At 72.6% G+C, this 23,334-nt stretch carries 22 protein-coding genes and 1 pseudogene; 11 read left to right on the top strand and 12 right to left on the bottom strand.

The features are described 5' to 3' along the window. Positions 1-18: 18 nt before the first annotated feature. The 4 genes from ACFV9M_RS30610 to ACFV9M_RS30595 all read left to right on the top strand — a co-directional run bounded on the left by ACFV9M_RS30610 (position 19) and on the right by ACFV9M_RS30595 (position 5,789). A complete protein-coding gene (locus ACFV9M_RS30610) occupies positions 19-1,674 on the top strand; it encodes an amidohydrolase (RefSeq protein ID WP_385067856.1) in 1,656 nt (551 codons plus the stop codon). Between the two features lie 225 nt (positions 1,675-1,899). Continuing rightward, positions 1,900-2,247, top strand: a complete 348-nt coding sequence (locus ACFV9M_RS30605; protein ID WP_385067859.1) for a hypothetical protein — start codon at positions 1,900-1,902, stop codon at positions 2,245-2,247. 394 nt (positions 2,248-2,641) lie between these two features. Further along, the gene (locus tag ACFV9M_RS30600) at positions 2,642-3,901 is read left to right on the top strand and encodes a sulfite oxidase (RefSeq protein ID WP_385067862.1); all 1,260 of its coding nucleotides are present in this window, start codon (positions 2,642-2,644) and stop codon (positions 3,899-3,901) included. 1,081 nt (positions 3,902-4,982) lie between these two features. Beyond that, on the top strand, positions 4,983-5,789 hold the full coding sequence (locus tag ACFV9M_RS30595) for a nucleotidyltransferase (RefSeq protein ID WP_385067865.1): 807 nt from the start codon (positions 4,983-4,985) through the stop codon (positions 5,787-5,789). Positions 5,790-6,078: 289 nt separating this feature from the next. Here the strand turns inward: ACFV9M_RS30595 and ACFV9M_RS30590 are convergent. Then, positions 6,079-6,266: pseudogene (locus ACFV9M_RS30590) on the bottom strand (aldo/keto reductase); the annotation flags it as partial. Positions 6,267-6,369: 103 nt separating this feature from the next. Here ACFV9M_RS30590 and ACFV9M_RS30585 point away from each other — a divergent pair. Both ACFV9M_RS30585 and ACFV9M_RS30580 read left to right on the top strand, forming a co-directional pair. Then, the gene (locus ACFV9M_RS30585; protein ID WP_385067868.1) at positions 6,370-6,966 is read left to right on the top strand and encodes a TetR/AcrR family transcriptional regulator; all 597 of its coding nucleotides are present in this window, start codon (positions 6,370-6,372) and stop codon (positions 6,964-6,966) included. Positions 6,967-7,176: 210 nt separating this feature from the next. Then, complete coding sequence (locus tag ACFV9M_RS30580; RefSeq protein WP_385067871.1) at positions 7,177-7,632, top strand: nuclear transport factor 2 family protein; 456 nt, start codon at positions 7,177-7,179, stop codon at positions 7,630-7,632. A 93-nt stretch (positions 7,633-7,725) separates the two neighbouring features. Here the strand turns inward: ACFV9M_RS30580 and ACFV9M_RS30575 are convergent, their stop codons facing one another. Further along, a complete protein-coding gene (locus tag ACFV9M_RS30575) occupies positions 7,726-8,154 on the bottom strand; it encodes a hypothetical protein (RefSeq protein WP_385067873.1) in 429 nt (142 codons plus the stop codon). A gap of 97 nt (positions 8,155-8,251) precedes the next feature. Here ACFV9M_RS30575 and ACFV9M_RS30570 point away from each other — a divergent pair, with 97 nt between their 5' ends. The 3 genes from ACFV9M_RS30570 to ACFV9M_RS30560 all read left to right on the top strand — a co-directional run bounded on the left by ACFV9M_RS30570 (position 8,252) and on the right by ACFV9M_RS30560 (position 10,702). Then, complete coding sequence (locus ACFV9M_RS30570; protein ID WP_385067875.1) at positions 8,252-8,971, top strand: substrate-binding domain-containing protein; 720 nt, start codon at positions 8,252-8,254, stop codon at positions 8,969-8,971. A 73-nt stretch (positions 8,972-9,044) separates the two neighbouring features. Continuing rightward, positions 9,045-9,536, top strand: coding sequence for a GNAT family N-acetyltransferase (locus ACFV9M_RS30565; protein WP_385067877.1), 492 nt, complete (start codon positions 9,045-9,047; stop codon positions 9,534-9,536). A 335-nt stretch (positions 9,537-9,871) separates the two neighbouring features. Continuing rightward, entirely contained in the window at positions 9,872-10,702 is an 831-nt protein-coding gene (locus tag ACFV9M_RS30560; RefSeq protein ID WP_385067879.1) for a DUF4232 domain-containing protein, read from the top strand. Here the strand turns inward: ACFV9M_RS30560 and ACFV9M_RS30555 are convergent. The 9 genes from ACFV9M_RS30555 to ACFV9M_RS30515 all read right to left on the bottom strand — a co-directional run bounded on the left by ACFV9M_RS30555 (position 10,651) and on the right by ACFV9M_RS30515 (position 18,959). Further along, complete coding sequence (locus tag ACFV9M_RS30555; protein ID WP_385067882.1) at positions 10,651-10,974, bottom strand: hypothetical protein; 324 nt, start codon at positions 10,972-10,974, stop codon at positions 10,651-10,653. The two genes, ACFV9M_RS30560 and ACFV9M_RS30555, sit on opposite strands and share 52 nt — an antisense overlap. 226 nt (positions 10,975-11,200) lie before the next feature. Continuing rightward, positions 11,201-12,463, bottom strand: coding sequence for an APC family permease (locus ACFV9M_RS30550; RefSeq protein WP_385067886.1), 1,263 nt, complete (start codon positions 12,461-12,463; stop codon positions 11,201-11,203). 108 nt (positions 12,464-12,571) lie between these two features. Next, a complete protein-coding gene (locus ACFV9M_RS30545; RefSeq protein WP_385067888.1) occupies positions 12,572-13,057 on the bottom strand; it encodes a hypothetical protein in 486 nt (161 codons plus the stop codon). 157 nt (positions 13,058-13,214) lie between these two features. Continuing rightward, positions 13,215-14,354 carry an LLM class flavin-dependent oxidoreductase gene (locus tag ACFV9M_RS30540; protein ID WP_385067890.1) on the bottom strand — a complete coding sequence of 380 codons (1,140 nt, stop codon included), beginning with the start codon at positions 14,352-14,354 and terminating at the stop codon, positions 13,215-13,217. 25 nt (positions 14,355-14,379) lie between these two features. Beyond that, positions 14,380-15,564 carry an SfnB family sulfur acquisition oxidoreductase gene (locus tag ACFV9M_RS30535; RefSeq protein ID WP_385067893.1) on the bottom strand — a complete coding sequence of 395 codons (1,185 nt, stop codon included), beginning with the start codon at positions 15,562-15,564 and terminating at the stop codon, positions 14,380-14,382. A 5-nt stretch (positions 15,565-15,569) separates the two neighbouring features. Beyond that, entirely contained in the window at positions 15,570-16,124 is a 555-nt protein-coding gene (gene ssuE / locus ACFV9M_RS30530) for an NADPH-dependent FMN reductase (RefSeq protein WP_385067895.1), read from the bottom strand. Between the two features lie 57 nt (positions 16,125-16,181). Continuing rightward, a complete protein-coding gene (locus ACFV9M_RS30525; RefSeq protein ID WP_385067898.1) occupies positions 16,182-17,399 on the bottom strand; it encodes an acyl-CoA dehydrogenase family protein in 1,218 nt (405 codons plus the stop codon). A gap of 49 nt (positions 17,400-17,448) precedes the next feature. Further along, on the bottom strand, positions 17,449-18,615 hold the full coding sequence (sfnG, locus tag ACFV9M_RS30520) for a dimethylsulfone monooxygenase SfnG (protein WP_385067900.1): 1,167 nt from the start codon (positions 18,613-18,615) through the stop codon (positions 17,449-17,451). A gap of 266 nt (positions 18,616-18,881) precedes the next feature. After that, a complete protein-coding gene (locus ACFV9M_RS30515) occupies positions 18,882-18,959 on the bottom strand; it encodes a putative leader peptide (protein ID WP_350786652.1) in 78 nt (25 codons plus the stop codon). A gap of 143 nt (positions 18,960-19,102) precedes the next feature. Here ACFV9M_RS30515 and ACFV9M_RS30510 point away from each other — a divergent pair, with 143 nt between their 5' ends. Together ACFV9M_RS30510 and ACFV9M_RS30505 are read left to right on the top strand one after the other, a co-directional pair. Continuing rightward, positions 19,103-20,014, top strand: a complete 912-nt coding sequence (locus ACFV9M_RS30510; protein WP_385067902.1) for a LysR family transcriptional regulator — start codon at positions 19,103-19,105, stop codon at positions 20,012-20,014. A gap of 325 nt (positions 20,015-20,339) precedes the next feature. After that, positions 20,340-21,503 carry a TetR/AcrR family transcriptional regulator gene (locus ACFV9M_RS30505; protein WP_385067904.1) on the top strand — a complete coding sequence of 388 codons (1,164 nt, stop codon included), beginning with the start codon at positions 20,340-20,342 and terminating at the stop codon, positions 21,501-21,503. A 148-nt stretch (positions 21,504-21,651) separates the two neighbouring features. On the opposite strand, the gene ACFV9M_RS30500 is transcribed toward ACFV9M_RS30505, so the two are convergent. Then, positions 21,652-22,851, bottom strand: a complete 1,200-nt coding sequence (locus ACFV9M_RS30500; protein ID WP_385067906.1) for an oxygenase MpaB family protein — start codon at positions 22,849-22,851, stop codon at positions 21,652-21,654. Positions 22,852-23,334: the final 483 nt, after the last annotated feature.

Here is a 23,334-nt window from a genome sequence, read left to right as displayed (position 1 = left end):
ACGGAGAAGAGGACCGCCATGAACACCGCCCACCCCGACCTCGTCGTCGTCAACGCCGACCTGCGCACCCCCCGGCCGGGCATGACGTCCCTGGCCGTCACCGCAGGACGGATCACCGCCCTCGACCAGGGCTCACTGGCCGAGCTGGCCGGTCCGGGCACCCGGATCGTCGACGCGGGCGGAGCCGCGGTGCTGCCCGGCTTCACCGACGCCCACGTCCACCCGATGGCCGCCGGAGTGCAACTGCTGACCTGCGACCTGTCCCGGCTGCCCCACGATCTCGACCGGTACCGCGCCACCATCCGGGCCTACGCCGACGACCATCCCGAACTGGAGTGGATCAACGGCACCGGTTGGTACGGCGACACCTTCCCGGGCGGGCTCCCGTCCAGGACGATCCTGGACGAACTGGTCCCCGACCGGCCCGCGGTGTTCGTCAGCCACGACTGTCACGGTGTCTGGGCCAACAGCCGGGCCCTGGAGCTGGCCAAGATCGACCAGCACACTCCGGACCCCGTCAACGGCCGCATCAACCGCGATGCCGACGGTGTGCCCACGGGCGTGCTGGTGGAGCGGGCCGGCGATCTCGTCACCGACCTGCTGCCCCCGATCAGCGAGGAGTTCGCCGAGCAGGCGCTCCTGGCGGCCCAGAGCCACCTGCACGCGATGGGCGTCACCGGATGGCAGGACGCCTGCGTCGGCAGTCTGTGGGGCATGCCCGACCCGCTGCCCGTCTACCGGCGGCTCGCCGCCGACGGCAGACTCACCGCGCGGGTGGTCGGCGCGCTGTGGTGGGCCGCCGAGAAGGGCCTCGGCCAGCTCGACTCCCTGGAGGAACGCCGCGCCACCACCACCGTCGGCCGCTTCCGGCCGGTCTCCGTGAAGGTCATGCAGGACGGAGTGTGCGAGAACTGTACGGGCGCCATGCTCCAGCCCTACTACGGCGACGTCCACCACGGCGCCGGCACCGGCGCGTCCTTCATCGACCCCGAGGAACTGCGGGAGATCTGCCGCGAGCTGGACAGCCGCGGCTTCCAGATCCACCTGCACGCCGTCGGCGACCGCGCCGTACGCGAGTGCCTCGACGCGCTCGAGGCGGCCCGGCGGGCCCACCCCGGACACGACAACCGGCACCAGATCGCGCACCTGGACGTGGTCGACCCCGCCGACGTCCCGCGCTTCGCCGAACTCGGCGTGATCGCCAACATCCAGGCACTGTGGGCCCGTCGTGACAAGGAGATCGTGGAACGCAAGCTGCCGCTCCTCGGGCCCGAACGGGAGGCCCGGCACTTCCCGTTCCAGGAGCTGAAGGCGGCCGGCGCCCGGCTGGCCATGGGCAGCGACTGGCCCGTGACCGACCCCAACCCCTTCTGGGCGATCTACACGGCCGTCACCCGCCTCGGCCCGCGCCAGGACCCGCACGCGGTCGGCGACACCGTGTTCACCGACCCCCTGGAGGCCCAGCACGCCCTCGACCTGGACGTCGCGCTGGACGCCTACACGGCGGGTTCGGCCTACGCCAACCACGCCGAGAACGAGGTCGGCACGCTCACCGTCGGCCGCCGTGCCGACCTGGTCGTCCTCGACCGCCCGCTGACCGACCTGGAAGCGGTCAGCTCCGCCCGGCCCGTCCTGACGCTCGTGGACGGCCAGGCGGTGCACGGCGACCTGTGACACCGGCCCGGTCCGGCGCACGCCGACGCCCGGGCCGGTCCCGGTCCCGGTGACCGTGCCGTCGACCTGTCTCGCCCCCTCGGTGGCCCGCCGTACGGCGTGCCGCCCGGGCGGCGTCGGCGGGGCACCCCGTCGAGGGCATGAGATCCTCCGACCGTGTCGGAAACGATGAGCGGGTTGCGGACGGCCCTGGCCGGGGCCGCGTCTCCTTCGTGGTCGCGACGTGTGCGTGCCGGACGCGCCCTGGCCTCCTCCGCCGATGTTCCCGAGGCGGCGAAAGCGCTGTCGAGGCTGCTGCTGGACGCCGAGGACACGGCGGTGACCCGGCACACGGCACACGCCCTGACCCGGGTGGGGACGGCGGACGCCATGAGGCTCATCGCCCTCGCGGTCGCCGCGGCCGACGACAGCCAGGCCGACTGGACGCAGACCGGCGTGCGGGACGCGCTCGCCGGACCGGTCGGCGTGCCGGACCTCGCGACGATCTGCGGGCGGCTCGCCCGGGAGCCGGCAGAAGCCGTCCGCCGGGGCGCTGCGGAGATCCTGGCGTGGACGGACGCCGCCGGACAGTGACATGAGCCGAACCGGCTCGCCGGCGGACGGCTGCCGTGGACCGGTCCGCGGGTCGGACCTCCTGCGGTGAGAGGAGCATCGCCTCTCGTGTCCTGTGATCGCTGACCGCAGGTGACGACGGAATCGATGGACCAAGTAGCCCGAACACCTGCCGAGGCGGCCCCGCCCCTCCTACGATGGCCTCATGATCCCCAGCCGACGCCGCCCCGCCCTTTCGCGGTACCGCGTGCCCGCGCCGCGCTGTTGTTGATCCTCCGCACCCTCCGCCTGCCCCGCCCCCGGACACGGGACCGTCTCCCGACGCCGTGAGGCCCTGACGCCTCGACGCCCTGACGCGGTGGCCCCGTCCGACGCAGGCGTCCCCCGGTACCCCCGCCTCCAGAAAGGCAGACTTATGCCCGCGTCCGTCTCCGAATCCGCCTACGACCGCCGCAGACTCCGCCAGTGGCTGGCCGGCGAGGCCCGCGCCGACGGCGTCTCCCGTCGCGACATGCTCCGCCTCCTCGCCGCCGCCGGACTCGCCACCGCCGCCGCCCCCGCATTCGCCGCCCCCGCGACGGCGGCCACGGCGCCCGGCATCGTCAAGCCCCTCCCCGACGACCGGTTCACCGTCCGCGGCACCAACGCCGAGACGAAGTTCGCCTCTCTCGCCGACACCGGCTACCACACCCCCAACGACCGCTTCTTCGTCCGCAACCACACCTCCACCCCGGTCCTCGACGCCGCCGAGTGGACCCTCACCGTCCACGGCGACGGCCTCACCGGCACCACCCCCGCCGTGTTCTCCCTCGACGACCTGAAGGGCCTGCCCGCCGTCACCCGCACCGCGTTCGTGGAGTGCGCGGGCAACGGCCGCAGCTTCTTCACCAGCCAGCAGGGCCAGAGCGTCAGCGGCACCGCCTGGACGCTGGGCGCGATCGGCACGGCCCGGTGGCGCGGCGTACGCCTGGCCGACGTCCTGCGGCACGCGGGCCTGGGCCCGCGTGCCGTCGACGTCCTCCCGCGCGGCCTCGACGCCGACTACGTCACCGCCGACGGCACCGACCTGGGCCGCGTCCGACGCCCGCTGCCGCTGTCCAAGGCCCTCGACGACGTCCTCCTCGCCTACGAGATGAACGGCGAGCCGCTGCCGTACGACCACGGGTACCCCGTCCGCGTCCTCGTGCCGAACTGGATCGGGATCGCGTCGATCAAGTGGGTCGGGGACATCGAGGTCGCGGCCCAGCCGCTCTACTCGCCCTGGAACACGGACTTCTACCGCTTGTTCGGCACCTCCTACCCCGAGGGCGGCAGCGCCCCGCTGACCCGGCAGACCCTCAAGAGCGCCTGGGAGCTGGCCTGGAACGCGCCCCTCGCCGCGGCCGCCGAACACCGGCTGACCGGCCGCTCCTGGTCCGGCGCGGGCGGCGTCGTCCGCGTCGACGTCAGCACCGACGGCGGCACCACCTGGAACCGGGCCCGTCTCCACGACGCCCCCCGCCGGGCGGGCTGGGTCCGCTGGTCCACCGACTGGACTCCGCCGACGCCCGGGGCGTACACCCTGCTGGCGCGGGCGACCGACAGCACGGGGCGCACCCAGCCCGACACCACCGTCCACAACACCCAGGGGTATCTGTTCGACGCCGTCGTGCGGCATCCGGTGCAGGCGGTGTGAGGCTTCGCCGGCCCCGTCGGAGCGCCGTGCGGGCGGCCGTGCCGTGCGGAGCTGCGGCTGTCTGACCGCGGTGACCAGGTCGGCGCGGGACGGGAAGTGCCGGTGGACCGTGGCGACGCCCGCGGCCGACGCGGCGGGCGATCTCCCGCCGAGGGCACGACACTGCTGATCGGCGGTGCGGCGGGCGGCGTCGGGAGCGCCGCCGTGCGGCCGGCGGTGGCACGCGGGGCCCGCGTGATCGGGACCGGCCGCCCCGGCAGCCACGACTCCCTCGCCGGTCTCGGCGCGATCCCGGTCGCCTACGCCCGGTCCGGCCGAACGGGTCCGCGCCCGCGGCATCCCCCGGATCGACCACGCGCTCGACGTCGCCGGCGCCGGCTCGCTCGACGAACTCGTCGCCCTCGCCGACGGCACGGAACCGGTCGTCACGCTCGCGGACTTCACGGTCCCCGGCGGCGGGGTGCGCCTCTCGACGGGCCGGTACGGCGGCCGGCCGGACGGGTGCCACGGGCTCGCGCTCGCCGCGGACCTCGCCGAGCGGGAGGAGGGGGCAGCGGGCCCGGCCGTCTCCCAGCGGGTGTACGACCTCGGCGGCTACTGCGCCCGCAGTACAAACGGCTCGCCGACCTGTCAACCTTGCTCGCAGCCCAGGCGCCGCCCACCTGGGTGCCGCCGGCCTCGGGGACCTGGCGGACCTCGGCTTCCGCGGCCTGGACAGCGACGTACGCGATCCCGTGGTCATCACCGGCTTCCACGCCAGCCGCACCCACAAGCTCACCCCCGGCCAGAAGGCCGGCTGGTGTGATGCGCGCACCGCCCGATGCTTCGGTGCGCCCTGCCTCCGACGGTCTGCCGGGCGGATGCTGGGGGACGATTCCCAGGGCTCCCTTCCTGTTCCGGCTCTGGGTGGCCGCCGTCAGTGTGGTCATGCCGCGGCTGCCCTCCCGGGATCTCCCCGGACGCGGGAACCGGCCCGGTCCCGGGTGATAGCGTCGGTGGAGGTATTGCTCGTCGGAGGGCGCGCCGGCGTCGGCAGGACGACGGTGGGGCAGCGCACCGCACCACAAGGCACAGGGACCTCATGAGCGAACAAGGGCTGGCGCGTGACGGAACGATCGCACGCGAAGGCGCCCTGGACCGGGTGCCGGAAGCGTTCGCCCCCGTTGTCGGCGCCGCCCGCACTCGGATCGCCGAGACGTTCGACGGCGCGCGGCTGCACAGCGCCTACATCTACGGCAGCATTCCTCGCGGCACGGCCGTCCCCGGAGTGTCCGACCTCGACCTCCAGCTCGCCCTCCACGACGAGCCCACCGAAGCCGACCGCGCCGACGCCGCGGCGATCGAGGTCGCACTCGACCACGCCTTCCCCCAGATCGATGGCGTCGGCATCCTGCTGACCAGCACGCGTGCTCTGCTCAGCGACCTCGAACGCCACGATGCCGGGTTCTTCGTCGCCTGCCTGTGCACCCCGCTGCTCGGCCCCGATCTCGCCGAACGGCTTCCTCGCTACCGCCCTACGAGCGAGCTCGCCCGCGAGACGAACGGCGACCTCGCCCTCGCGCTGAAGCGCTGGCGCACCCGAGCCGCCGAAGCCGTAACGGACGCCGACCGCCGGGCCCTCAGCCGCGTCGTCGCCCGTCGCGTCGTGCGCACGGGATTCACTTTGATCATGCCTCGCTGGGGCGGCTGGACCAGCGACCTCAACGAGTCCGCCGAACTCTTCGCCCGCTACTACCCCGAGCATGCGGACCAGATGCGTACCGCCGCGACCGTCGGCCGCGCACCTTCGGCCGATCCGGCAGTACTCAGCACCCTCATCGACGACCTGGGCCCCTGGCTCGCCGCCGAATACGCGGCCGTGCACGGCGAGAAGACACCCCGCCCGTAAGGCGTACGTCCGTGACCGGAGGAACCGGCGGTCCGGCCATCCGGCGGTCCGGCCATCCGGCCTTCCGGTGGTTCGTACCCGCGATCTGCGTAGCCGCGGCCCCCACCACGGCCAGGCCGGGCGCCGCCACACGCGCGTCATCGGTCTGCGTCCCGCATGGCGCTGCACGCCGCGGCGCCCGCGGCCGTTCTCCGATCCCGCCGTCCGCACCCGACCGAGCAGGGGCGGCCTCGGTGGACGGCGTCCTGGACCTGTGTCATGCGCGGCGGCCGCCGTTGCCGGGGACGGGTCAGGCGGCGGAGCGCTCGTCGGCCGGGCGGCGGCCAGCGGGGCCTGCGCGATGGTTGGCGGGTCGTAAGCCATGTCGAGCGTCCCGACGTCGGTGCCGGGCGGCACGATGGCGTCGATCTCGTCGAGGACGTCGTCGGACAGGGGGATCCCGGCGCCGGCGAGGAGGTCGTCGAGGTGGTCCATGGTTGAGGCGGGCAGCACCTCGCGCGGCGCGATATGCTCGCGCAAGCGGAACATCGTTCGACTTCAACGATACGGAACACTGTTCCGGTTAGCAAGGAGGGGTTACGTGAACGACGGCCCGACGGACGGAGGGCGGCCCCGCCCGCGCCTGCGCGCCGACGCGCAACGCAGCATCGACACCCTGCTCGCCGCGGCCGCCGAGGTGTTCACCGCCTCCGGTGTGGACGCCCCCGTGCGGCAGATCACCGCCAAGGCGGGCGTCGGCGCAGGCACCCTCTACCGCCACTTCCCGCAGCGCGCTGACCTCATCGCCGCCGTCTTCCGCCACGAAGTCGACGCCTGCGCCGAGGCGGCGCCCGCCTTCGCCGAGCAGTACGAGCCGGTCGAGGCCCTCACCCGGTGGCTGCGGCGCTTCGCGCAGTTCGTCGCAGCCAAACGCGGCCTCAAAGCCGCCCTGCACTCCGGCGACCCCGCCTACGAAAGCCTGCCCGCCTACTTCCAGCAGCGCTTCGTCCCCGTCGTGACGGAACTGCTGGACGCTGCCGCCGCATCCGGCGACATCCGCTCCGACGTCGCCCCGTACGACCTGCTGCGTGCGCTGAGCGACATCGTCGCACCGGACGACCACGGCTACACCCAGCGCATGATCGCCCTGCTCGTCGACGGACTCCGCTACGGCACCCACACCGCGGCTGCCGCATAGCCCCCTCCGTACCCCGAGCACGGGCCCGGGCGCCGGTGAGCCGCGGGGTCCGCCTGCCGCGCCCGGTCGACACGGCAACCCGTGCCGAAAGTGGATCTCGGCGCGCCGTGCCGTTATCCGGGAGGTAATGGCGCCGATCCGCCGGCGCTGGTGACAATGCTGATCTCGCCGCGTCAGTCGGACGCGGATGCCGGATCGGAGTGATGAGTCGTGTCCATAGCCGCACCCGCGATCACCCGCGCTGTCGTGGAGGAACTGCTGCGCCGGATCGGCGAGGGCGATCCAGAGCGCATCGCCGAGATGTATGCCGAGCGGGTCGACTGGAAGCTGGACTGGCCGGAGGCCGAGCACGGTCGGACCGCCACCCCGTGGATCCGTCACCGTTCCACCCGCGCCGATGCCGTCAGCCACTACCGCGAGCTCGTCGAGCACCATGTGCCAGGGCAGGCGGCGACCGAGATCGAGCGCATCCTCGTCGACGGCCGCGACGCGGTCGTGCTCGGCGAGATCCGTCAGAGCGCCCGCTCCACCCGACGTGCCTATCGGGCTCGCTTCGCTCTGCACCTCACCGTCGAAGACGGCCTCGTCACCCGGCACCATGTCTACGAGGACAGCCTTGCCGTCGCCCAGGCGTTCGACACGAGGGGGCCGGGGGAGGCCCGCTGAGGCATCCGCGAAGTCAGCGGTCGCAGCCACTCGCCGAGGACTGCGATCCGCGCGGTCGCCTCATAGCGGACAGCAGGTCCGTCGTACGACCGCTCAGCGCGCACGTACCCGCGCGAACTCCTTGCCGAAGCTGTCGCGCACCGATGTTACGGTGCGCCGGGCCTCCGTGACCTCGTCCCAGGCCAGGGCCACGGGCGTGCCGCCCTCCGACAGCCACGCCAACCCTTCCTCCCAGACGACCACCCAGGTCGCCGGATGCCGGATGCCGGGACGCTTGTCCAAGGCGACCCACAGCATCCCGAGGGTCATGAGGTAGCCGAGCGACAAGCCCATGACGGCCGGGAACGGGAGGTCGGGCCACAAGAACACCACTCCCCAGGTCGTCAGTCCGCCGATGAGGAGCGCGAAGAACAGGGCGGTGATCAGGGCGGGCCAGGAACCGCCGTGCATCCGCCCGCCGACTGTGTAACGCGCCTCGCCCCAGCCCGTGCCCTCGGTCGCTTCCCTGAACGCTTCGATCACGTGATCAGAGAATCCCACCCGTTCCACGTCGCCCCCTTCGAGCACCATGCCCAACTCGCTTGTCCGATGCGGGCTTTGACGTTTCCACGAGCCGTCAGTGGCGCGGGCGCGTTGTCGAACAGGGGACAGGTACGGTCATGGCGGGCAAAGGGCCAGTGACGCTCCAGGGGGACTGGTCATCGGCGACGCGCACCTGGACGGCGCCGTCCTCGACCTGCCCGCCCTGCGCACCACACCCTTCGTCCTCGTCAACCGCCGCACCGGCGCCGGGCACACCTCCGTGACCTGTGACGACCGGCTGGGCGGGCGGCTGGTCGCCGAGCATCTGCTGGAGCTGGGACACACGTCGGTCGGCGTCATCGCCGGAGAACCCTTCGCCAGCACGGGAGCGGACCGGACCGAGGGGTTCGTCGAGCGCTACCGGGAGGCGGGACTGCCGGTGCCCGCACGGCGTGTCGTGCACTCGGCCTTCGACACGGCAGGCGGTCGCCGCGCCGCGTTCGACCTGCTCGCCATGCCGGAGGACCGGCCGACCGCTCTCTTCGCCGTGAACGACTTCGCGGCCATCGGAGCCGCGGGCGCGGCCCGTGACCTCGGGCTGCGACTCGGGCGGGAGCTCGCGCCGGCGGGCTTCAACGACACGCCGCTGGCCGCGGAACTTCCCGTGCCGCTGACCAGTGTCCGCTCTCCCGCGGCCGAGCAGGGACGCCGAGCGGTGGACCTGCTGGTACGCCGCATGGCCGGCGAGGACATCGAGTCCGAGATCCTGGCGCCGCGTCTCACGGTGCGGGAGTCCACGGGCGCGCCGCTCTCGTGACCACCGCGTTCGTGATCATGATCGTTGTCCGGAGTGCGTTCTCACCCATGGTTCGTGGTCCCTTGCCCCTGTCGTGCTCGGTAGGGTCGGGATCATGAGCGTGGAGATCGAGGCGGTTCGCGAGGCGAGTGACGAGATGGTGGCGGCGTTCGCCCGGCTGCTGCCGCAACTGTCGAGCACGGCAGTGCCGCTGGACCGGGATGCGGTGACGCGGATGGTGGCCAGCGACGCGAACACGGTGCTGGTGGCCCGGGTCCAGGGTGAGATCGTCGGGACGCTGACGCTGGTGATGTTCCCCGTGCCGTCCGGCCTGCGCGCTCGCATCGAAGACGTGGTGGTCGACGAGGCCGCGCGAGGTCATGGGGTCGGGGCGGTGCTGACCGAGGAGGCACTGCGTCTCGCGGGGAAGGCGGGTGCCCGCACCGTGGATCTCACGTCACGTCCTTCGCGGCAGACGGCGAACCGGCTGTACGAGCGGCTTGGGTTCCAGTCTCGCGAGTCACGCGTCTACCGGTTCGTCGTCGACGGTCGTGAGAAGTCACCTCCTGCGGCGGGTCTGCGGTAGCGGATCAGGGTGCAGACGACGCCGTGAAGGCGAGGCCTGGAGCCGTGCACGGCATCGTCCCCCACGCCTCCGGTTGACGGGTCAACCGGAGGATGACCCTGTCCGTCGGCACAGGGTTTACGGCGAGGAGCCGCTCGACGCCCGAAGTTGACGGAGCCGCCGGCCCTCTGCTGGATGCCGTCGACACCCTCGCTCTCCTAACCTCGGCGTCGCCGGGACGACGTGTCGGCGCACCAGCCCGGTGAGGAGAGTCACGAGGTGATGTCGGGACTCGCCTTGTCGTGGAGAACCGAGAGTCGAGAGCGGCCGGGCACGGCCGATCACGGGGGAGCACCATGAGTACTGCTGTCCGCGAGAACCGCGAGAACCGCGAGAACCGCAAGAACCGCGAGAACCGCAAGACGTTCAAAAGCCTCCAGGGCACCAGGAGTTGGAGGTTCACGGTCGTCTGGGCCGCTGCGGTCGCCGCGATGCTCGTGTCCACGGCGTGTGAGCCGAGTGCGGCCGACGGCGCGGACTCCACTCCGTCGGGCCGACCGAGCGCGACGAGCCCGGCGAAGCCGGGGGAGACGGGCGAGACGGGTGCGGCCACGCCGAACGGCGGTTCGGGCGGCACCGGCGACGGCAACACGGGGGGCGGCACCGGTGGCGGCAGCACAGGGGGTGGCACCGGTGGCGGCAGCACAGGGGGCGGGGACGGTGGCGGCAGCGGTACCGCCGTCCCCGCCTGCGCCGCCGAGGACCTCTCGTTCGGCACCACGCTGGAGAACGCGGAGGGCGAGGACCCCAAGCACCTCCTCATCACCGTCACCAACGCCGGCGACAAGAAGTGCGGCGTCTACCACTACCCGCACCTCTTCCTCGGTGACTACGCCGAGGCCCGGTATCCGATCGACGTGTACGAGGACAGCGACCCGAAGGCGGGGCCCCTCACTCTCGCGCCGGGTGACGAGGCGTATGCCGCTCTGCTCGCCTCCGGTGTCCCCATGGACCAGTACGAGACGGACAGCATCACCCTCCTCCTCCACGGCAGCGAACTCGGCAGCGACGGGAGCGAGCCGATCGGCGTCGACCTGCCCCGCGTGGTGGCGTTCGACGACGGTGCCCGCGTCACCTACTGGACGACCGCCTCCGGCTCTGCCCTGGACTTCATCATGTCCTCCTGACGGACCTCGACCGGGACCACTTCCACTTCCCGGTCACCGACCTCCGCCTGCCCCGTCGGGACGTCACCGGCGGGGCAGGCGATCATCTGCAACCCTCCGTAGGGGCGGATCAGTTGGGAACCGTCGTCTACCATGGCCGGATGCCCGCGATGCTGGCCTTCCGCCCGCGCCCGGCCAACGTCGCCCTCGCCGTCGGTTTCGCCGTCGCCGGCTGTCTGGCCGGCGCCTTCTACCATCCGGCGCCCTGGCGGCCGTTCGACCTGTGGGCTCATCTGCTCACCGCGGTGATCGCCCTGTCACTCGCCCTGCGGGAGAACCGGCCGTTCGCCGTGCTCGTGACCACGGCGGCCGGTTTCGCCGGATATCTGCTGCTCGGGTACCAGCCCTCTCTCAACCGTCGCGAGCCCTTGGCCGGGCGGGCCGGCCACGGTCACCTGATCAGTCCCGGCACGCTGTACGGGCGCCGCCCCGCGGATCAGCTTTATCCGCGGAAGCCCGTCAGGCGCGGGTGGCGGCCTTGCGCAGGCCGTAGGCGGCGGCGCCGGCCGCGATCACCGCGGCTCCCCACAGCACCGAGGCCGGTGGCAGTGCGAAGGCCAGGACCAGGCAGCCCGCCGTGCCGACGAGCGGCACGATCCGCGCGGGGCGGCCCTCGGCGGGAGTGAGGGTCCAGGCGGAGGCGTTGGCGACGGCGTAGTAGGCCAGCACGCCGAAGGAGGAGAAGCCGATCGCGCCGCGCAGGTCCGCGGTGGCGGCCAGAACGGCGACCACCGCGCCGACCGCCGACTCGGCGCGGTGCGGCACCTGGAACCGCGGGTGGACCGCGGCCAGCGCGTACGGCAGATGCCGGTCGCGGGCCATGGCCAGGGTGGTGCGCGACACCCCGAGGATCAGCGCCAGCAGCGACCCGATCGCCGCGACGGCCGCCCCGGCGCGCACCACCGGCGCCAGTCCCGGGACACCAGCGGCGCGCACGGCCTCGGCGAGCGGGTCCGCGGTGCGGGCGAGTTCGTCCGCGCCGAGCACCGCGAGCACGGCGACGGCGACGGCCGCGTAGACGGCCAGCGTGATGCCGAGCGCGAGAGGGACGGCCCGGGGGATGGTCCGCTTCGGGTCACGGACTTCCTCGCCCAGGGTGGCGATGCGCGCGTACCCGGCGAACGCGAAGAACAGCAGCCCGGCCGCCTGGAGCACACCGCCGAAGGTGGTGTGCTCCCCGACCTCCAGCCGCAGGGCCCGCGCCTGACCGCCGGCCAGGCAGGCGGTGACCACGGCGGCGAGCACCGCCAGCACGACCGCGACGATCCCGCGCGTCAACCACGCCGACTTCCGCACGCCGACGTAGTTCACCCCGGTCAGCGCCACCACTGCGGCCACCGCCACGGCGTGGGCCTGGTCCGGCCACACGTACGTGCCCACGGTCAGGGCCATCGCCGCACAGGAGGCGGTCTTGCCGACCACGAAGCACCAGCCGGCCAGGTAGCCCCAGAAGTCGCCCAGTCGCTCGCGGCCGTAGACGTAGGTGCCTCCCGACTGCGGGTAGCGCGCGGCCAGGCGGGCGGAGGAGGTGGCGTTGCAGTACGCCACCACGGCGGCCAGCGCCAGGCCGACCAGGAGCCCCGGGCCGGCCGCGCGGGCCGCCGGGGCGAACGCGGCGAAGACACCCGCGCCGATCATCGAACCGAGCCCGATCACCACGGCGTCGCACACGCCCAGGTGCCGCTTCAGCTCTCCCGACGCGGCTGACGCCGACCTGCCCATCGCTCGCTCCTCGCACCCAGCCCACCGACATCACGGACTCCGACATCGGCGCACGATAGAGGACCGGGGTGTCGACCAGTCGACGCGCCCGCTCTCCCCGCGGGCAGCTCACCCCCAGGTGATGACCTCAACGCCCGCCGGCCGGGGAAACGGTGTCGTCTCCCAGCCCAGAGGCCAGTCTCCTCCGCGGTGCTCCGAGGCCTCGACCTCCAGGCGACGGGGAACCCGCCGGTCCCACCACCCGGCCCCGTCCTCGGGCCGGCCGGGCCAGGGCACCGTGGCCCGGCGATACCGCTCGTCGACGCGGTCGAGCTCGGGCTGTCTGATCGACCGGACCCGCAGGGGCAGCAGCGGCCAGACCCTCGCGAGGGCGCTTCGGCACCAGAGGCTGTCGCGGAACGCGGGAGCACAGTCCGAGCAGCCTTCCTGTTCCAGCTCCGCGGCGATGTCGCTCCACTGCTCCAGCAGAGAGTTGAGCGTGGGCGGTTGTCCGCCGGCCCGGGGGCCGGCGACGGCGGCGAGGGCTGCGCATACCGCCTCGTATTCCTCAGCGCTCAGCACGATTCCGTCCGCGTGATCGTCTGCTGTCTCCATACGTCGACATTCTCTGATGATCGTCGACCTCGGGGTAGAGGCTGCCGTCCGGAATCCGTGCATCGCGCCGCTGGGACAGGTGCCGATGGGCGGCTCCGCCGGGTGGGCGCGGCGGCCACGGACCGCCCATGGCCGCCGCGCGACCGCACCGCGCCCCTCAGCCCGCGAACGGCACCTGCACCGACGACGCCCTCTCCCCGGCCGGGTGCGTCCACAGCCCTTGCCCGGCGAGCCGCGGCAGCACACCCTCCCCGAACCAGTACGCCTCCTCCAGATGCGGGTACCCGGACAGCACGAACTCCTCGATGCCCAGCGCCGCGTACTCCTTGATCCGCTCGGCGACCTCCTCGTGGCTGCCCACCAGGGCGGTGCCCGCGCCTCCGCGCACCAGGCCGATCCCGGCCCACAGGTTGGGATGGATCTCCAGCCCGTCCCGGCTCCCGCCGTGCAGCGTGAGCATCCGCCGCTGCCCCTCGGACTCGCTGCGCGCCAGCCCGGCCTGCACGGTCCGCACGGTCTCCGGGTCGAACCCGTCGAGCAGCCGGTGCGCCTCCGCCCACGCCTGTTCGGAGGTGTCCCGGGTGATGACGTGCAGCCGGATGCCGAACCGCAGGGTGCGTCCCTCCCGCGCGGCGAGCCCCCGGACCCAGGCGATCTTCTCGGCGACCTGGTCCGGCGGCTCCCCCCACGTGAGGTAGACGTCGGTGTGGCGGGCGGCGATCTCGCCGGCGATCGGTGAGGAGCCCCCGAAGTACACCTCGGGGACGGGATCCGGAACCCGGACGAGCTGCGCGTCCTCGACCCGCAGGTGCTCGCCCTTCAGATCGACGGTCCCGCCCTCCCACAGCTCGCGGACGATCCGCAGGAACTCGCCGGTACGGCGGTAGCGGTCGTCCTTGTCGAGGAAGTCGCCGTAGGCCCGCTGCTCGTGGCTCTCACCGCCGGTGACGACGTTCAGCAGCAGGCGCCCGCCGGAGTGCCGCTGGAAGGTGGCGGCCATCTGCGCGGCGAGCGTCGGGGAGACGAAGCCGGGCCGGAAGGCCACCAGGAACTTCAGCCGCTCGGTGTGCCGGCTGACCATCGCCGTGGTCAGCCACGCGTCCTCGCACCAGGCGCCGGTGGGGGTGAGCGCCCCCACGAAGCCCAAATCCTCCGCGGCGCGGGCGATCTGGCTCAGGTAGCCGACCGTCGGCGGCCGGTCGCGTCCCGAGGCGGTGGCGGGGGTGCCGTGGCCGCCGCCGACGACATGGCGGCTGTCTCCGTTCGTGGGCAGGAACCAGTGGAAGGTCAGGGACACGAGGGGTCTCCGTTCGGGGGTGTCGCTAGAGGAGGCCGTGGCGGGGCGGTCTGGTCCCGTCGAGGGCGTACCGGCCGATGTGCTGGATCTTCCAGCGGGCCGGGTCGTGCAGCGTGTGCGTGCGGGCGTCGCGCCAGTGGCGGTGCAGGTTCAGGGAGTCGAGCGCGGACCGGGTGCCGCCGACCTCGAACAGCGCGCCGGCCACCTCCACCGCCGCGCGGGCGGCCTGCACCTTGGCCGCGGCGACCGCGACGGACGCCGCGGCGGCCGAGTCGTCGGTGAGGTCGGCCCGCGCCGCGTCCACCGCCCGCGCCGCCTCCCGCAGGAGTGCCTCGGACGCCCGCACCCGCAGGGCGAGTTCACCGAACTGCTGGATCAGCAGCGGATCCTCGGCGGCCGTCTCGACCCCGCTCTCGAACCAGGGGCGGCTCTTGGTACGGACGAACTCCGCGGCCTCGGCCAGCGCTCCCGCGGCGATGCCGGCGTCGATGGCCGCGTGCAGCAGCTGGGCGACCGCGCCGTGGAGCTGGGGGCCCCGGAAGGTGAGGTGGTGGGGCAGGACCCGGTCGGCGGGCACGGACACGCCGTCCAGGCGGACGGTGCCGCTGGCGGTCGTCCGCTGACCGAGGCCGTCCCAGTCGTCGATCACCGTCAGGCCGGGGGCGTCCCGCGGCACGTACGCCACGTGCAGTTCGTCGTCCTCGGCGCGGGCCAGCACCGGGATCCAGTCGGCGAACAGGGCGCCGGTGGAGTAGTGCTTGACGCCGGTGAGGAGGTACGAGCCGTCCGGCGCCGGCTCCAGGCGGGTGCGGATGTCCTGGACGTGCCGGGTGCCGGCCTCCGACTGGGCGTTGCCGAAGCGGCGGCCGGCCAGCAGCTCGGCGAAGAAGAACTTCTGCTGCTCCGGCGTGCCCTGGCGGCGGATCACGTTGACGTAGGCGAAGTGGCTCTGCGGGATCTGGGCGAGACTGCCGTCGGCGGAACCCAGCAGCCGGAAGATCTCCGCGAGGGTCTCGGCGCGGACGTCCGCGCCGCCGTGTCCGGCGGGCACGGTGACGGCGAGCAGCCCGGAGGCGGAGAGCCGGTCGAGCTCCTCGCGGGGCAGCCTGCGCTCGCGGTCGCGGGCCGAGGCACCCCCGCGGAACGCGTCGGCCAGGGCCGCCGCGACGGCGACGGCCTCGGCGTCGTCGGTGATGACGTGCGCGGTCATGGCCGTCAGCTCGCCGCGGCCAGGATCGGGGCACGGCCCAGCACGGTCGAGAACCGGTCGACGACCTGGATGAGCGCCTCGGTGGCGGCCGGGGCGACCGTGATCGAGCCGTCCTCGTGGGCGGTGATGTCCTTGTCGAGGGTGAACCAGCCCTGCACGATGTGGGCCGCGCCCATGGAGTTCAGGACGGGCCGCAGCGCGTAGTCGATGGCCAGGACGTGGGCGACGGAACCGCCGGTGGCGAGCGGCAGCACGGTCTTCCCGGTGAGCGCGTACTGCGGGAGCAGGTCGAGGAGCGCCTTGAGGACACCGGAGTACGACGCCTTGTAGACGGGGGTGCCGACGACGACACCGTCGGCGCGGGCGAACAGGTCGGCGGCCTCGACGATCGCGGGGTGGCGGAAGTCCGCGCCGAGCAGGGCCTCGGCCGGGATGGTGCGCACGTCCAGAGGGATCACCTGGTGGCCGTGGGCGATGAGCCGCTGGTCGAGGTGGCGCAGCAGGCGGCCGGTGCGGGAGGAGACGGAGGGGCTGCCGGAGACGGACAGGACGGTGGCCATGGGTCCTCTTTCGGGGGAGTGGGGCGCCCGCGCGAAACGGGCGCCCCGGGGGAGCGGTCAGGAGTACCAGGTGGGTTCGGGCAGTTCGCCCTCGAGGACCCAGCGGCCGACCTCGCGGCGCTTGTAGGCGACGGGGTCGTGCAGGGTGTGCGTGCGCACGTTGCGCCAGAAGCGGTCCAGGCCTTCGCCGGTGGCGGTGGAGCGGGCGCCGGTGACCTCGAAGATACGGCTCGAGACCTCCAGGGCGACATCGGTGGCGCGGGCCTTCACCGCGGCCACCCGCACCTCGAAGTCGCCCCGGGTCTGTGCGGTCACCGCGTCGGGGTCGTCGTGCAGCTTCTGCCCCTCGGCGGCGACCGCGTCGGCGAGGGCCTCCACGGCCCAGAGCTTGGCGGTGAGGTCGCCGTAGACGTCGATGACGTACGGCTCGTCGACCGCCCGCTCGTGGCCGCCGTGCAGCCAGGAACGGGACTTGGTGCGGGTGTAGGCGGCCGCCGTCTCCAGCGCTCCGGCCGCGATGCCCAGATAGAAGTTGACGAAGACCAGCTGGATGGTCGGGACGTTGAGGGTGTTGTAGGTGCGGGGCTGGAACACCTTGTCGACGTAGCCGGCCGCGGAGGACCACGAGGTGCGCACGCCGTCGAGGGTGACGCCGCCGCTCTCGGTCAGCCGCTGGCCGATGTTGTCCCAGTCGTCGTGGAAGGTCAGGCCCTCGCTGTCGGAGGGGACGATCGCGAACACGTGCTGGTCGGTGCCCTCCAGCACGCCTTCGAGGACGGTGACGTCGGAGACCTTGCTGCCGGTGGAGAAGGACTTGCGTCCGGTGAAGACGAGGTCGTCGCCGTCCTCGGTGACCACGACGTCCTTGTCCCGCGGGTTGACGGCGCCGCCGAAGAACCAGCGGCCCCGCGCGGCCTCGGCCTCGACGTGCTCCCACTGCTCACGGGTGCCGACGAGCCGGGCGGCCCAGTTCCACAGGTAGTGGTAGCCGAGGAGCTGGCCGATGGAGCCGTCGGCCTTGGCGATCTCGCGGACGACGCGGTAGGCGGTGGGCCACGACTGGCCCCCGCCGCCGTGCTCGACCGGGCCGAGCAGGGTGACCAGGCCGGCGTCCTTCAGCAGTTGGACCTCGGCGTACGGGGTGGCACCGGCGCGGTCGCGCTCGGCGGCGTCGGTGGCGAGGACGGCGGCGGCCTCGGCGGCGCGGGCGATCCATTCCTCGGGGGTCTGCGGGGCGGGGTGGGTCTGCCAGTCGGGGTGCGTGGCGGTGCTCATGCTCGTCGACCTCTTTCGCGGTGCGGTGCGGTGCGGAAGGTGGGGGCGGTCAGGCGCGGACCGGGACGGCGTCGGTCTCGGGGCTGTCGGTGTCGGTGTCGGTGTCGGTGTCGGTTTCGGATTCGGTGTCGGGAAGTCGTGCTTCCAGCTCGCGGACGAGGGGCAGCACGCGCCGGCCGAAGTACTCGACCTCCTCGTGGTAGTGGAGGAAGCCGAGGAGGAAGAGGTCGACGCCGAGCCTCTTGTAGGCGACGATCCGCTCGGCGATCTGCTCCGGCGTGCCGATGAGGCCGGTGCGGAAGCCGTCGTTGTACTGGACGAGGTCCTCGAAGGTGGAGTCCTGCCACATGCCCTTGCCGTCGGCGGTGGACTGTCCCGCCTGCTTCACGGCGGCGCCGAAGCCCTCGACGGCCTCGCTGTCCGCCTTCGCGACGATCTCCCGGAGAGTCTCGCGCGCCTCGCCCTCGGTGTCCCGGGCGATGAGGAACCCGTTGAGGCCGAACTTCGGCGCCGTACGGCCGGCTTCGGCCGCGGACCGGCGTACGTCGGCGATCTGCTCGGTCACGCCGTCGAAGTCCTTGCCGTTGGAGAAGTACCAGTCGGAGACCCGGCCGGCCATCTGCCGCGCGGCGGTGGAGTTGCCGCCCTGGAAGATCTCCGGGTGCGGGCGCTCGGGGGTGTTGAGGGGCTTGGGCTTGAGGGAGAAGTCGCGCAGCCGGTAGAAGTCGCCGGCGAGTTCGGCGTGGTCCTCGGTCCAGATCGTGCGCAGCGCGCGGATGAACTCCTCGGAGCGGCGGTAGCGCTCGTCGTGCTCCAGCCAGGGCTCGCCGAGGGCGGTGAACTCGCCCTTGAACCAGCCGGAGACCACGTTGACGGCGAAGCGGCCGCCCGAGAGGTGGTCCGCGGTGGCGCCGAGCTTGGCGAGGACACCGGGGTGCCACAGTCCCGGATGGACGGCGGCGATGACCTTCAGCCGCTGGGTGGCGAGGAGCAGGGCGAGGCTGAAGCTGGTCGACTCGTGCTGGTACTCGGCGCCGTAGCTGGCCATGTAGCGCACCTGGCTGAGCGCGTAGTCGAAGCCGTTGTTCTCGGCGAGGACGGCGAGTTCCCGGTTGTAGTCGTATCCCCAGTCGGTGCGCTGCTCGATCGTGCTGGTGACGAGTCCCCCGCTGACGTTGGGGACCCAGTAGGCGAATTTCACGGGCGCTGCGGGCATGCGGAACTCCTGGCGCGAAACGGTGTCGGGCACGCCGAATTCAGGGTGCGGAAACACGCGGCGAAGACGTGCGGCGGATCCGTGCGGCGAATCCGTGCGGCGGATCCGTGCGGCGGATCCGTGCCGCGGTGCACCGGGTGGTGAATTCGGGCGGTGAGGGGGAGGCACGGCACCCGACCGCACGGACGCCGGCGCGCCTGCGCGTGCGGGTACGGGGGGCGAGTACGGGTGCGGTGCGGGAGAGGGGCGGCGGATCGGGAAGGCGATCAGGCCGCGGCGCAACAGGAGGCGCTGGAGACGCGCGCGAGGTCGACATGGCGTCGCCGCGTGAGGTCCAGTCGCATCTTCATGCCGTCGATCGTGGCAGCCGCCGGCCGCAGTGGTCAAGGAAAACCCGACCGGTCTCGTATCGCGGACCATTGAATTTCACGAAGGCGTGACAGGGAAACCCTTGAACAGGTGGTGAATGTGCCCGCATTCTTCGGGCGTGCGGACAGAACAGCTGGAATACATAGCGGCGGTCACCCGGCTCGGTTCGCTGCGCCGGGCCGCCGAGGAACTGCGCCTGTCGCAGCCCGCGTTGAGCGAGACCGTGCGGAACCTGGAGCGCGAGCTGGGCGTGGACCTGCTGGAGCGCAAGCGCTCCGGCGCCACGATGAGCGCGTCGGGGCGTGAGCTGCTGCCCCACATCATCGGGGTGCTGGACGCGGTGGACCGGCTGCGCGCGGCGGCGGGCGAGCAGCACCGCATCAGCCGGATGGTGCGCGTCGGCACCGTGAACGCGGCGACCGTGCCGCTGCTCATCCCGGCGGTGCGGACGTTCCGCGCCTCGCATCCCGTCACCCAGGTCGAGGTGGTGGCGGCCCAGCAGACCGACATCCACCGGACGCTGCTGGAGGGGGGCTTCGACCTGGGGCTGGTGAACCACCTGGCGGGTGACGACATGCCCGCGGAGTTCGAGTCGACCGAACTGCTGCGGGGGCGGCCGGTGGTGTGCGTACGGCCCGACAGCCCGCTGGCGGCCGGGCCGTCGGTGTCGGTGGACGACCTGCTCGGCGTACCCCTGATCGGGATGCGCTCGGGGTATGTGATGCATCGTTACGTGCACCGGCTCCTCGACGGACGCGCGCCCTCGTTCGCGTACTCCACCGACGGGGCGGAGATGGGCAAACTCATGGTGGCCGAGGGGCTGGGGGCGACGGTCCTGCCCGACTTCAGCGTGGCCGGTGACCCGCTGGAGCGGCGCGGCGCCCTCACCTACCGGCCGATCAGCGGGGAGACGACCCGGGTGCTGCTGATGCTGCGCCGACGCCGGGCGGACTCCGTGCCCCAGGCCGCGCAGGACCTGCACGAGGTGTTCGTGCGGACGGCACGGGCGCTGGGCGCGGGCGGCCGCTGAGGGCACGGCGCCACCGAGGCCGCCGGAGGGCGGGGGCCTCGGCGCCCGGCGGGTCGCTCCTCGTCGCCCGTCGGCGCGACCCGACGAGGACGGCGTCCGACTTCACGTCCATGGCGAGGGCCGCGGGCTCGCCCTCCGCCCGCCGCACACTCCTCCGCCGGCCCCGATCAGTGCGGAGCGCCCGCGGGAGAACGCTCCAGCACCTTGCCGCCCTGGAGTCCGTCTTCGCCTCCCGCGCAGTCCGCGCCCCAGGAGCCCAGGACCTTCGAGCCACGTGTGATTGACTGACCCGCATGGTCCCGTCTCCGCATCCGCCCGTTCGGCCGTGACCGCCGGTCCGACCGCCGCCACTCGGCCCCGCAACCGCAGGCAGCTCATCGTCGAGGCGGCCGGCCGGGTCTTCAGCGAGCGCGGCTACCACGCGGCGTCCATGGAGAAGATCGCCGCCGACGTGGGTATCACCGCGGCGGCCCTGTACCGGCACTTCCCGAACAAGTACGCGCTGTTCGCCGAGTGCGCCGACGTCATGGCGGACGGACTCGTCGCCGCGCTCGACGAGGTGCCGCCCGGGGCACCCCTGACGGACGTGCTCACCGCCGTCACCCGGGTCACCGTCGCGCACCGCGCATCGGGCGGCGTGTACCGATGGGAGGCCCGGTACCTCAACGGCGAGGACCGCCGACGTCTCAGGGCGAAGTTCGGTCACGTCGTCGGGCGGGTCGACGAGGCGGTGCAGCGCGAGTACGCACTGCCCGACGAGCGCCTGCGGGCCGTGGCAGCCCTCGGTGTGATCGGGTCCATCACGATGCACCACACCTCGATCGCTCAACGCCGGGCCGAGGACCTGCTGTCGGCATCAGCGCTGCGCGTGGCCGCGACCGATCCCGCGGCAGCCCGGAGGGACGCACGCCCCGTCGAACTGCCCGCCCAGCCGGTGCCGCGCACGCGACGCGCGGAGATCCTCGCGGCCGCCATCCCGCTGTTCGCACGGGACGGGTTCGCCAGCGTCACCAACGGACAGATCGCGGAGGCGGTGGGACTGGCCCCGTCCGCGCTCTACCGTCACTACCCGGGCAAGGTCGACATCCTGGCGGCGGCCTGCCTTCAGGCGGCGGCACTGCTGGCCCAGGGGGTGGACCAGAGTCTTCACGAGGTGGCCGGCCCGCACGACGCCGTCGTCGCGCTGGCGGCGACGTACGTGGCCTACAGCTTCGAGCACACCGCGCTCAACAGCGTCGCCGAAGCCGAGCTCGCCGGCTTGCCGGCCGACCTGCGGCGGTCCTTGGTCGTCGCACAGCGTGAACACATCGCCGTCTGGGAGCAGCAGCTGCGGCTGGCCCGCCCGGAGCTGGACCCGCGCCAGGCCCGGGTACTGGTGCACGCGGGGTTCGGCGTGGTGGTCGAGGCCGGACGCGGACTGCGGTGGCGGGACAGCCATGGCAACCGTGACGCCGTGACCGCTCTGGTCCTGGGCGCTCTGGGGCTCTGAACGGCCGTCGCGACCCGGCGGCGACGAGGCGCCGCACCGTGAAGCGGCGGGCGCCGCACCGTGAAGCGGCTGGTGCGGGAGTCACCCTGATGCCCGCCCCTCGGCCCGATCTGCCGCGGGGCGGGCAGGTGAGAACGGGATCGACGGCTCAGCCCGCCCTGTTCCCGGTGGGGATCGTGATGGGGGTGGTGGTCCCGGAGGAGCCCTTGTTGAGGAACAGCATGGCCAGGGCGCGCACGAACTGGTCGAACATGTAGAAGGTGCCGGGCATGACGGGCGACAGCCCCTCACGGAACAGGATGAACGCCGGCCATGCGGTGCGGACCAGGGCCGCCGACGCGTAGTCGCGCTCCAGTCCCAGCCAGTCGCCGACCTCGTCACTGAGGACGTAGCGCACGAACTCGTTCAGGAACCCGCGCGTGACGCCGAGGTCGATCTGTGCGGTCAGGCCGAGCAGTTCCTCGGCCAGTGCGATGCCCTCGGTCGACGGCGTGAGGATCGGGGTGAGCACCTGTGCCGACTGCTTCTCGGCGGCCGCCCACGTCTTGGGGATGTGCTCGTACGGCACACCGAGCAGGTGGATGGCGACCTGCCACGAGTGCAGGAACGCCTCCTGGTCCGCGGCCGGGAACGGGATCTTCCAGTCGAGCAGCTTCCGGTATACGTAGGTGCCCAGGCTGTGGAAGGTGACCAGGATGTCGGCGGCGCTGATCGGGATGGTCTCGTCGGCGACCGCCCGCCAGTGCGGCGACTGCGGCAGCAGGTGACGCACCGCGGCGTGCACCACGCGCGTCTTGTTGGCGGTGACGACGAACTGTCCCGTCGGCTCGAAGGCTTTCAGCTGGGACAGGTCGTAGCCGAACGTGAACGTCTTGGCCGCGCGGTCCTGCATGTCGGCGCCACCCGCGGACCAGTAGACGCTCTTGGCCTCGCGCGGGATCACGGTGCTCATGATCCCGCTGCCGAGGCCGTACAGCATGAAGAGGTACGTGTCCCTGCGCCGGTTGAAGTCGGCCGCGCGGGCCAGCTTGGCGGGGTCGGCCCAGGAGGGCAGCCGGTTGACCTGCCCCAGGTACGTGGCGAACGCGGCCGGCACGCCGCTGGGCAGCGGATCGTTGTTGTTCACCCACGACGCCCATGCGGTGTTGATCGCCGGCACGTGTCCGTTCTCGAGCATCGAAACCATCAGAGGGTCCGCCGCGTCGTCCCAGATCCACTCCGGACCGGTCCCCGCGGCGGCTCCCGTCACGGAGTCCGTCGACGCCCACGCCTGGGCGGGGTTCGCCAGGCCTGCGAGGCCGAGTGCGACACCGAGCGACAGAGCCCTTCTCCTGCTGAGGTTCTCCATTGACTTACCTGCTTCCCTGATGAGGCAGACAGCGCTATGTGGCGCTCCTGGCTTGCCCGTTGCGTTAACACCGAGTTTCCGATCATGCTGAGCTATGTGATTTCCAATTAACATAGCGAGGCGGGTTACCGACGGCAATGGTGGTGACCGACGCGGCGCACCCGATCATCCCGGCCGCGACCCGATCACCGACCCGCCCCGCCGGAGAGGGAGGCGACGCTCCCGCGGCAACGGTGCGCACGGCCTGCGGATCCACGACTGGGCGGGCGTCGAACCCCGTCCCCGGCACCGCCCGGACCACCCCCACCGGGTCCCTGCCTCCGCAGCGTCAGCCGGCCCGAGCAGCTCGCTCGCAGCCGCCGCCGTTGCCTCCGGGAGCGTGCTCGGCGACACCCGGTCAACCTCGATGAGGAGCACGCACGTGCCCGGCGGCGTTCACCGGCGCGCAGGGCCGTCCACAGCCCGGTGAAGCCCCCGCCGCCC

The sequence above is a fragment of the Streptomyces sp. NPDC059895 genome (assembly GCF_042731035.1).
In the GTDB taxonomy this organism is placed as follows: Bacteria; Actinomycetota; Actinomycetes; order Streptomycetales; family Streptomycetaceae; genus Streptomyces.
The sequence above is the reverse complement of the archived record's forward strand: the minus strand, read 5'-3'. Positions and strand labels throughout refer to the sequence as shown.

Excerpts from the sequence above, each read along its gene's own strand:
- sfnG (WP_385067900.1), bottom strand. The coding sequence starts at position 18,615 with ATGCCCGCAGCGCCCGTGAAATTCGCCTACTGGGTCCCCAACGTCAGC.
- ACFV9M_RS30515 (WP_350786652.1), bottom strand. The coding sequence starts at position 18,959 with ATGCGACTGGACCTCACGCGGCGACGCCATGTCGACCTCGCGCGCGTC.
- ACFV9M_RS30555 (WP_385067882.1), bottom strand. The coding sequence starts at position 10,974 with ATGAGCCCACAGGTCGAACGGCCGCCAGGGCGCCGGATGGTAGAAGGC.
- ACFV9M_RS30545 (WP_385067888.1), bottom strand. The coding sequence starts at position 13,057 with ATGGAGACAGCAGACGATCACGCGGACGGAATCGTGCTGAGCGCTGAG.
- ssuE (WP_385067895.1), bottom strand. The coding sequence starts at position 16,124 with ATGGCCACCGTCCTGTCCGTCTCCGGCAGCCCCTCCGTCTCCTCCCGC.
- ACFV9M_RS30595 (WP_385067865.1), top strand. The coding sequence starts at position 4,983 with ATGAGCGAACAAGGGCTGGCGCGTGACGGAACGATCGCACGCGAAGGC.
- ACFV9M_RS30600 (WP_385067862.1), top strand. The coding sequence starts at position 2,642 with ATGCCCGCGTCCGTCTCCGAATCCGCCTACGACCGCCGCAGACTCCGC.
- ACFV9M_RS30550 (WP_385067886.1), bottom strand. The coding sequence starts at position 12,463 with ATGGGCAGGTCGGCGTCAGCCGCGTCGGGAGAGCTGAAGCGGCACCTG.
- ACFV9M_RS30535 (WP_385067893.1), bottom strand. The coding sequence starts at position 15,564 with ATGACCGCGCACGTCATCACCGACGACGCCGAGGCCGTCGCCGTCGCG.
- ACFV9M_RS30525 (WP_385067898.1), bottom strand. The coding sequence starts at position 17,399 with ATGAGCACCGCCACGCACCCCGACTGGCAGACCCACCCCGCCCCGCAG.
- ACFV9M_RS30560 (WP_385067879.1), top strand. The coding sequence starts at position 9,872 with ATGAGTACTGCTGTCCGCGAGAACCGCGAGAACCGCGAGAACCGCAAG.
- ACFV9M_RS30500 (WP_385067906.1), bottom strand. The coding sequence starts at position 22,851 with ATGGAGAACCTCAGCAGGAGAAGGGCTCTGTCGCTCGGTGTCGCACTC.
- ACFV9M_RS30610 (WP_385067856.1), top strand. The coding sequence starts at position 19 with ATGAACACCGCCCACCCCGACCTCGTCGTCGTCAACGCCGACCTGCGC.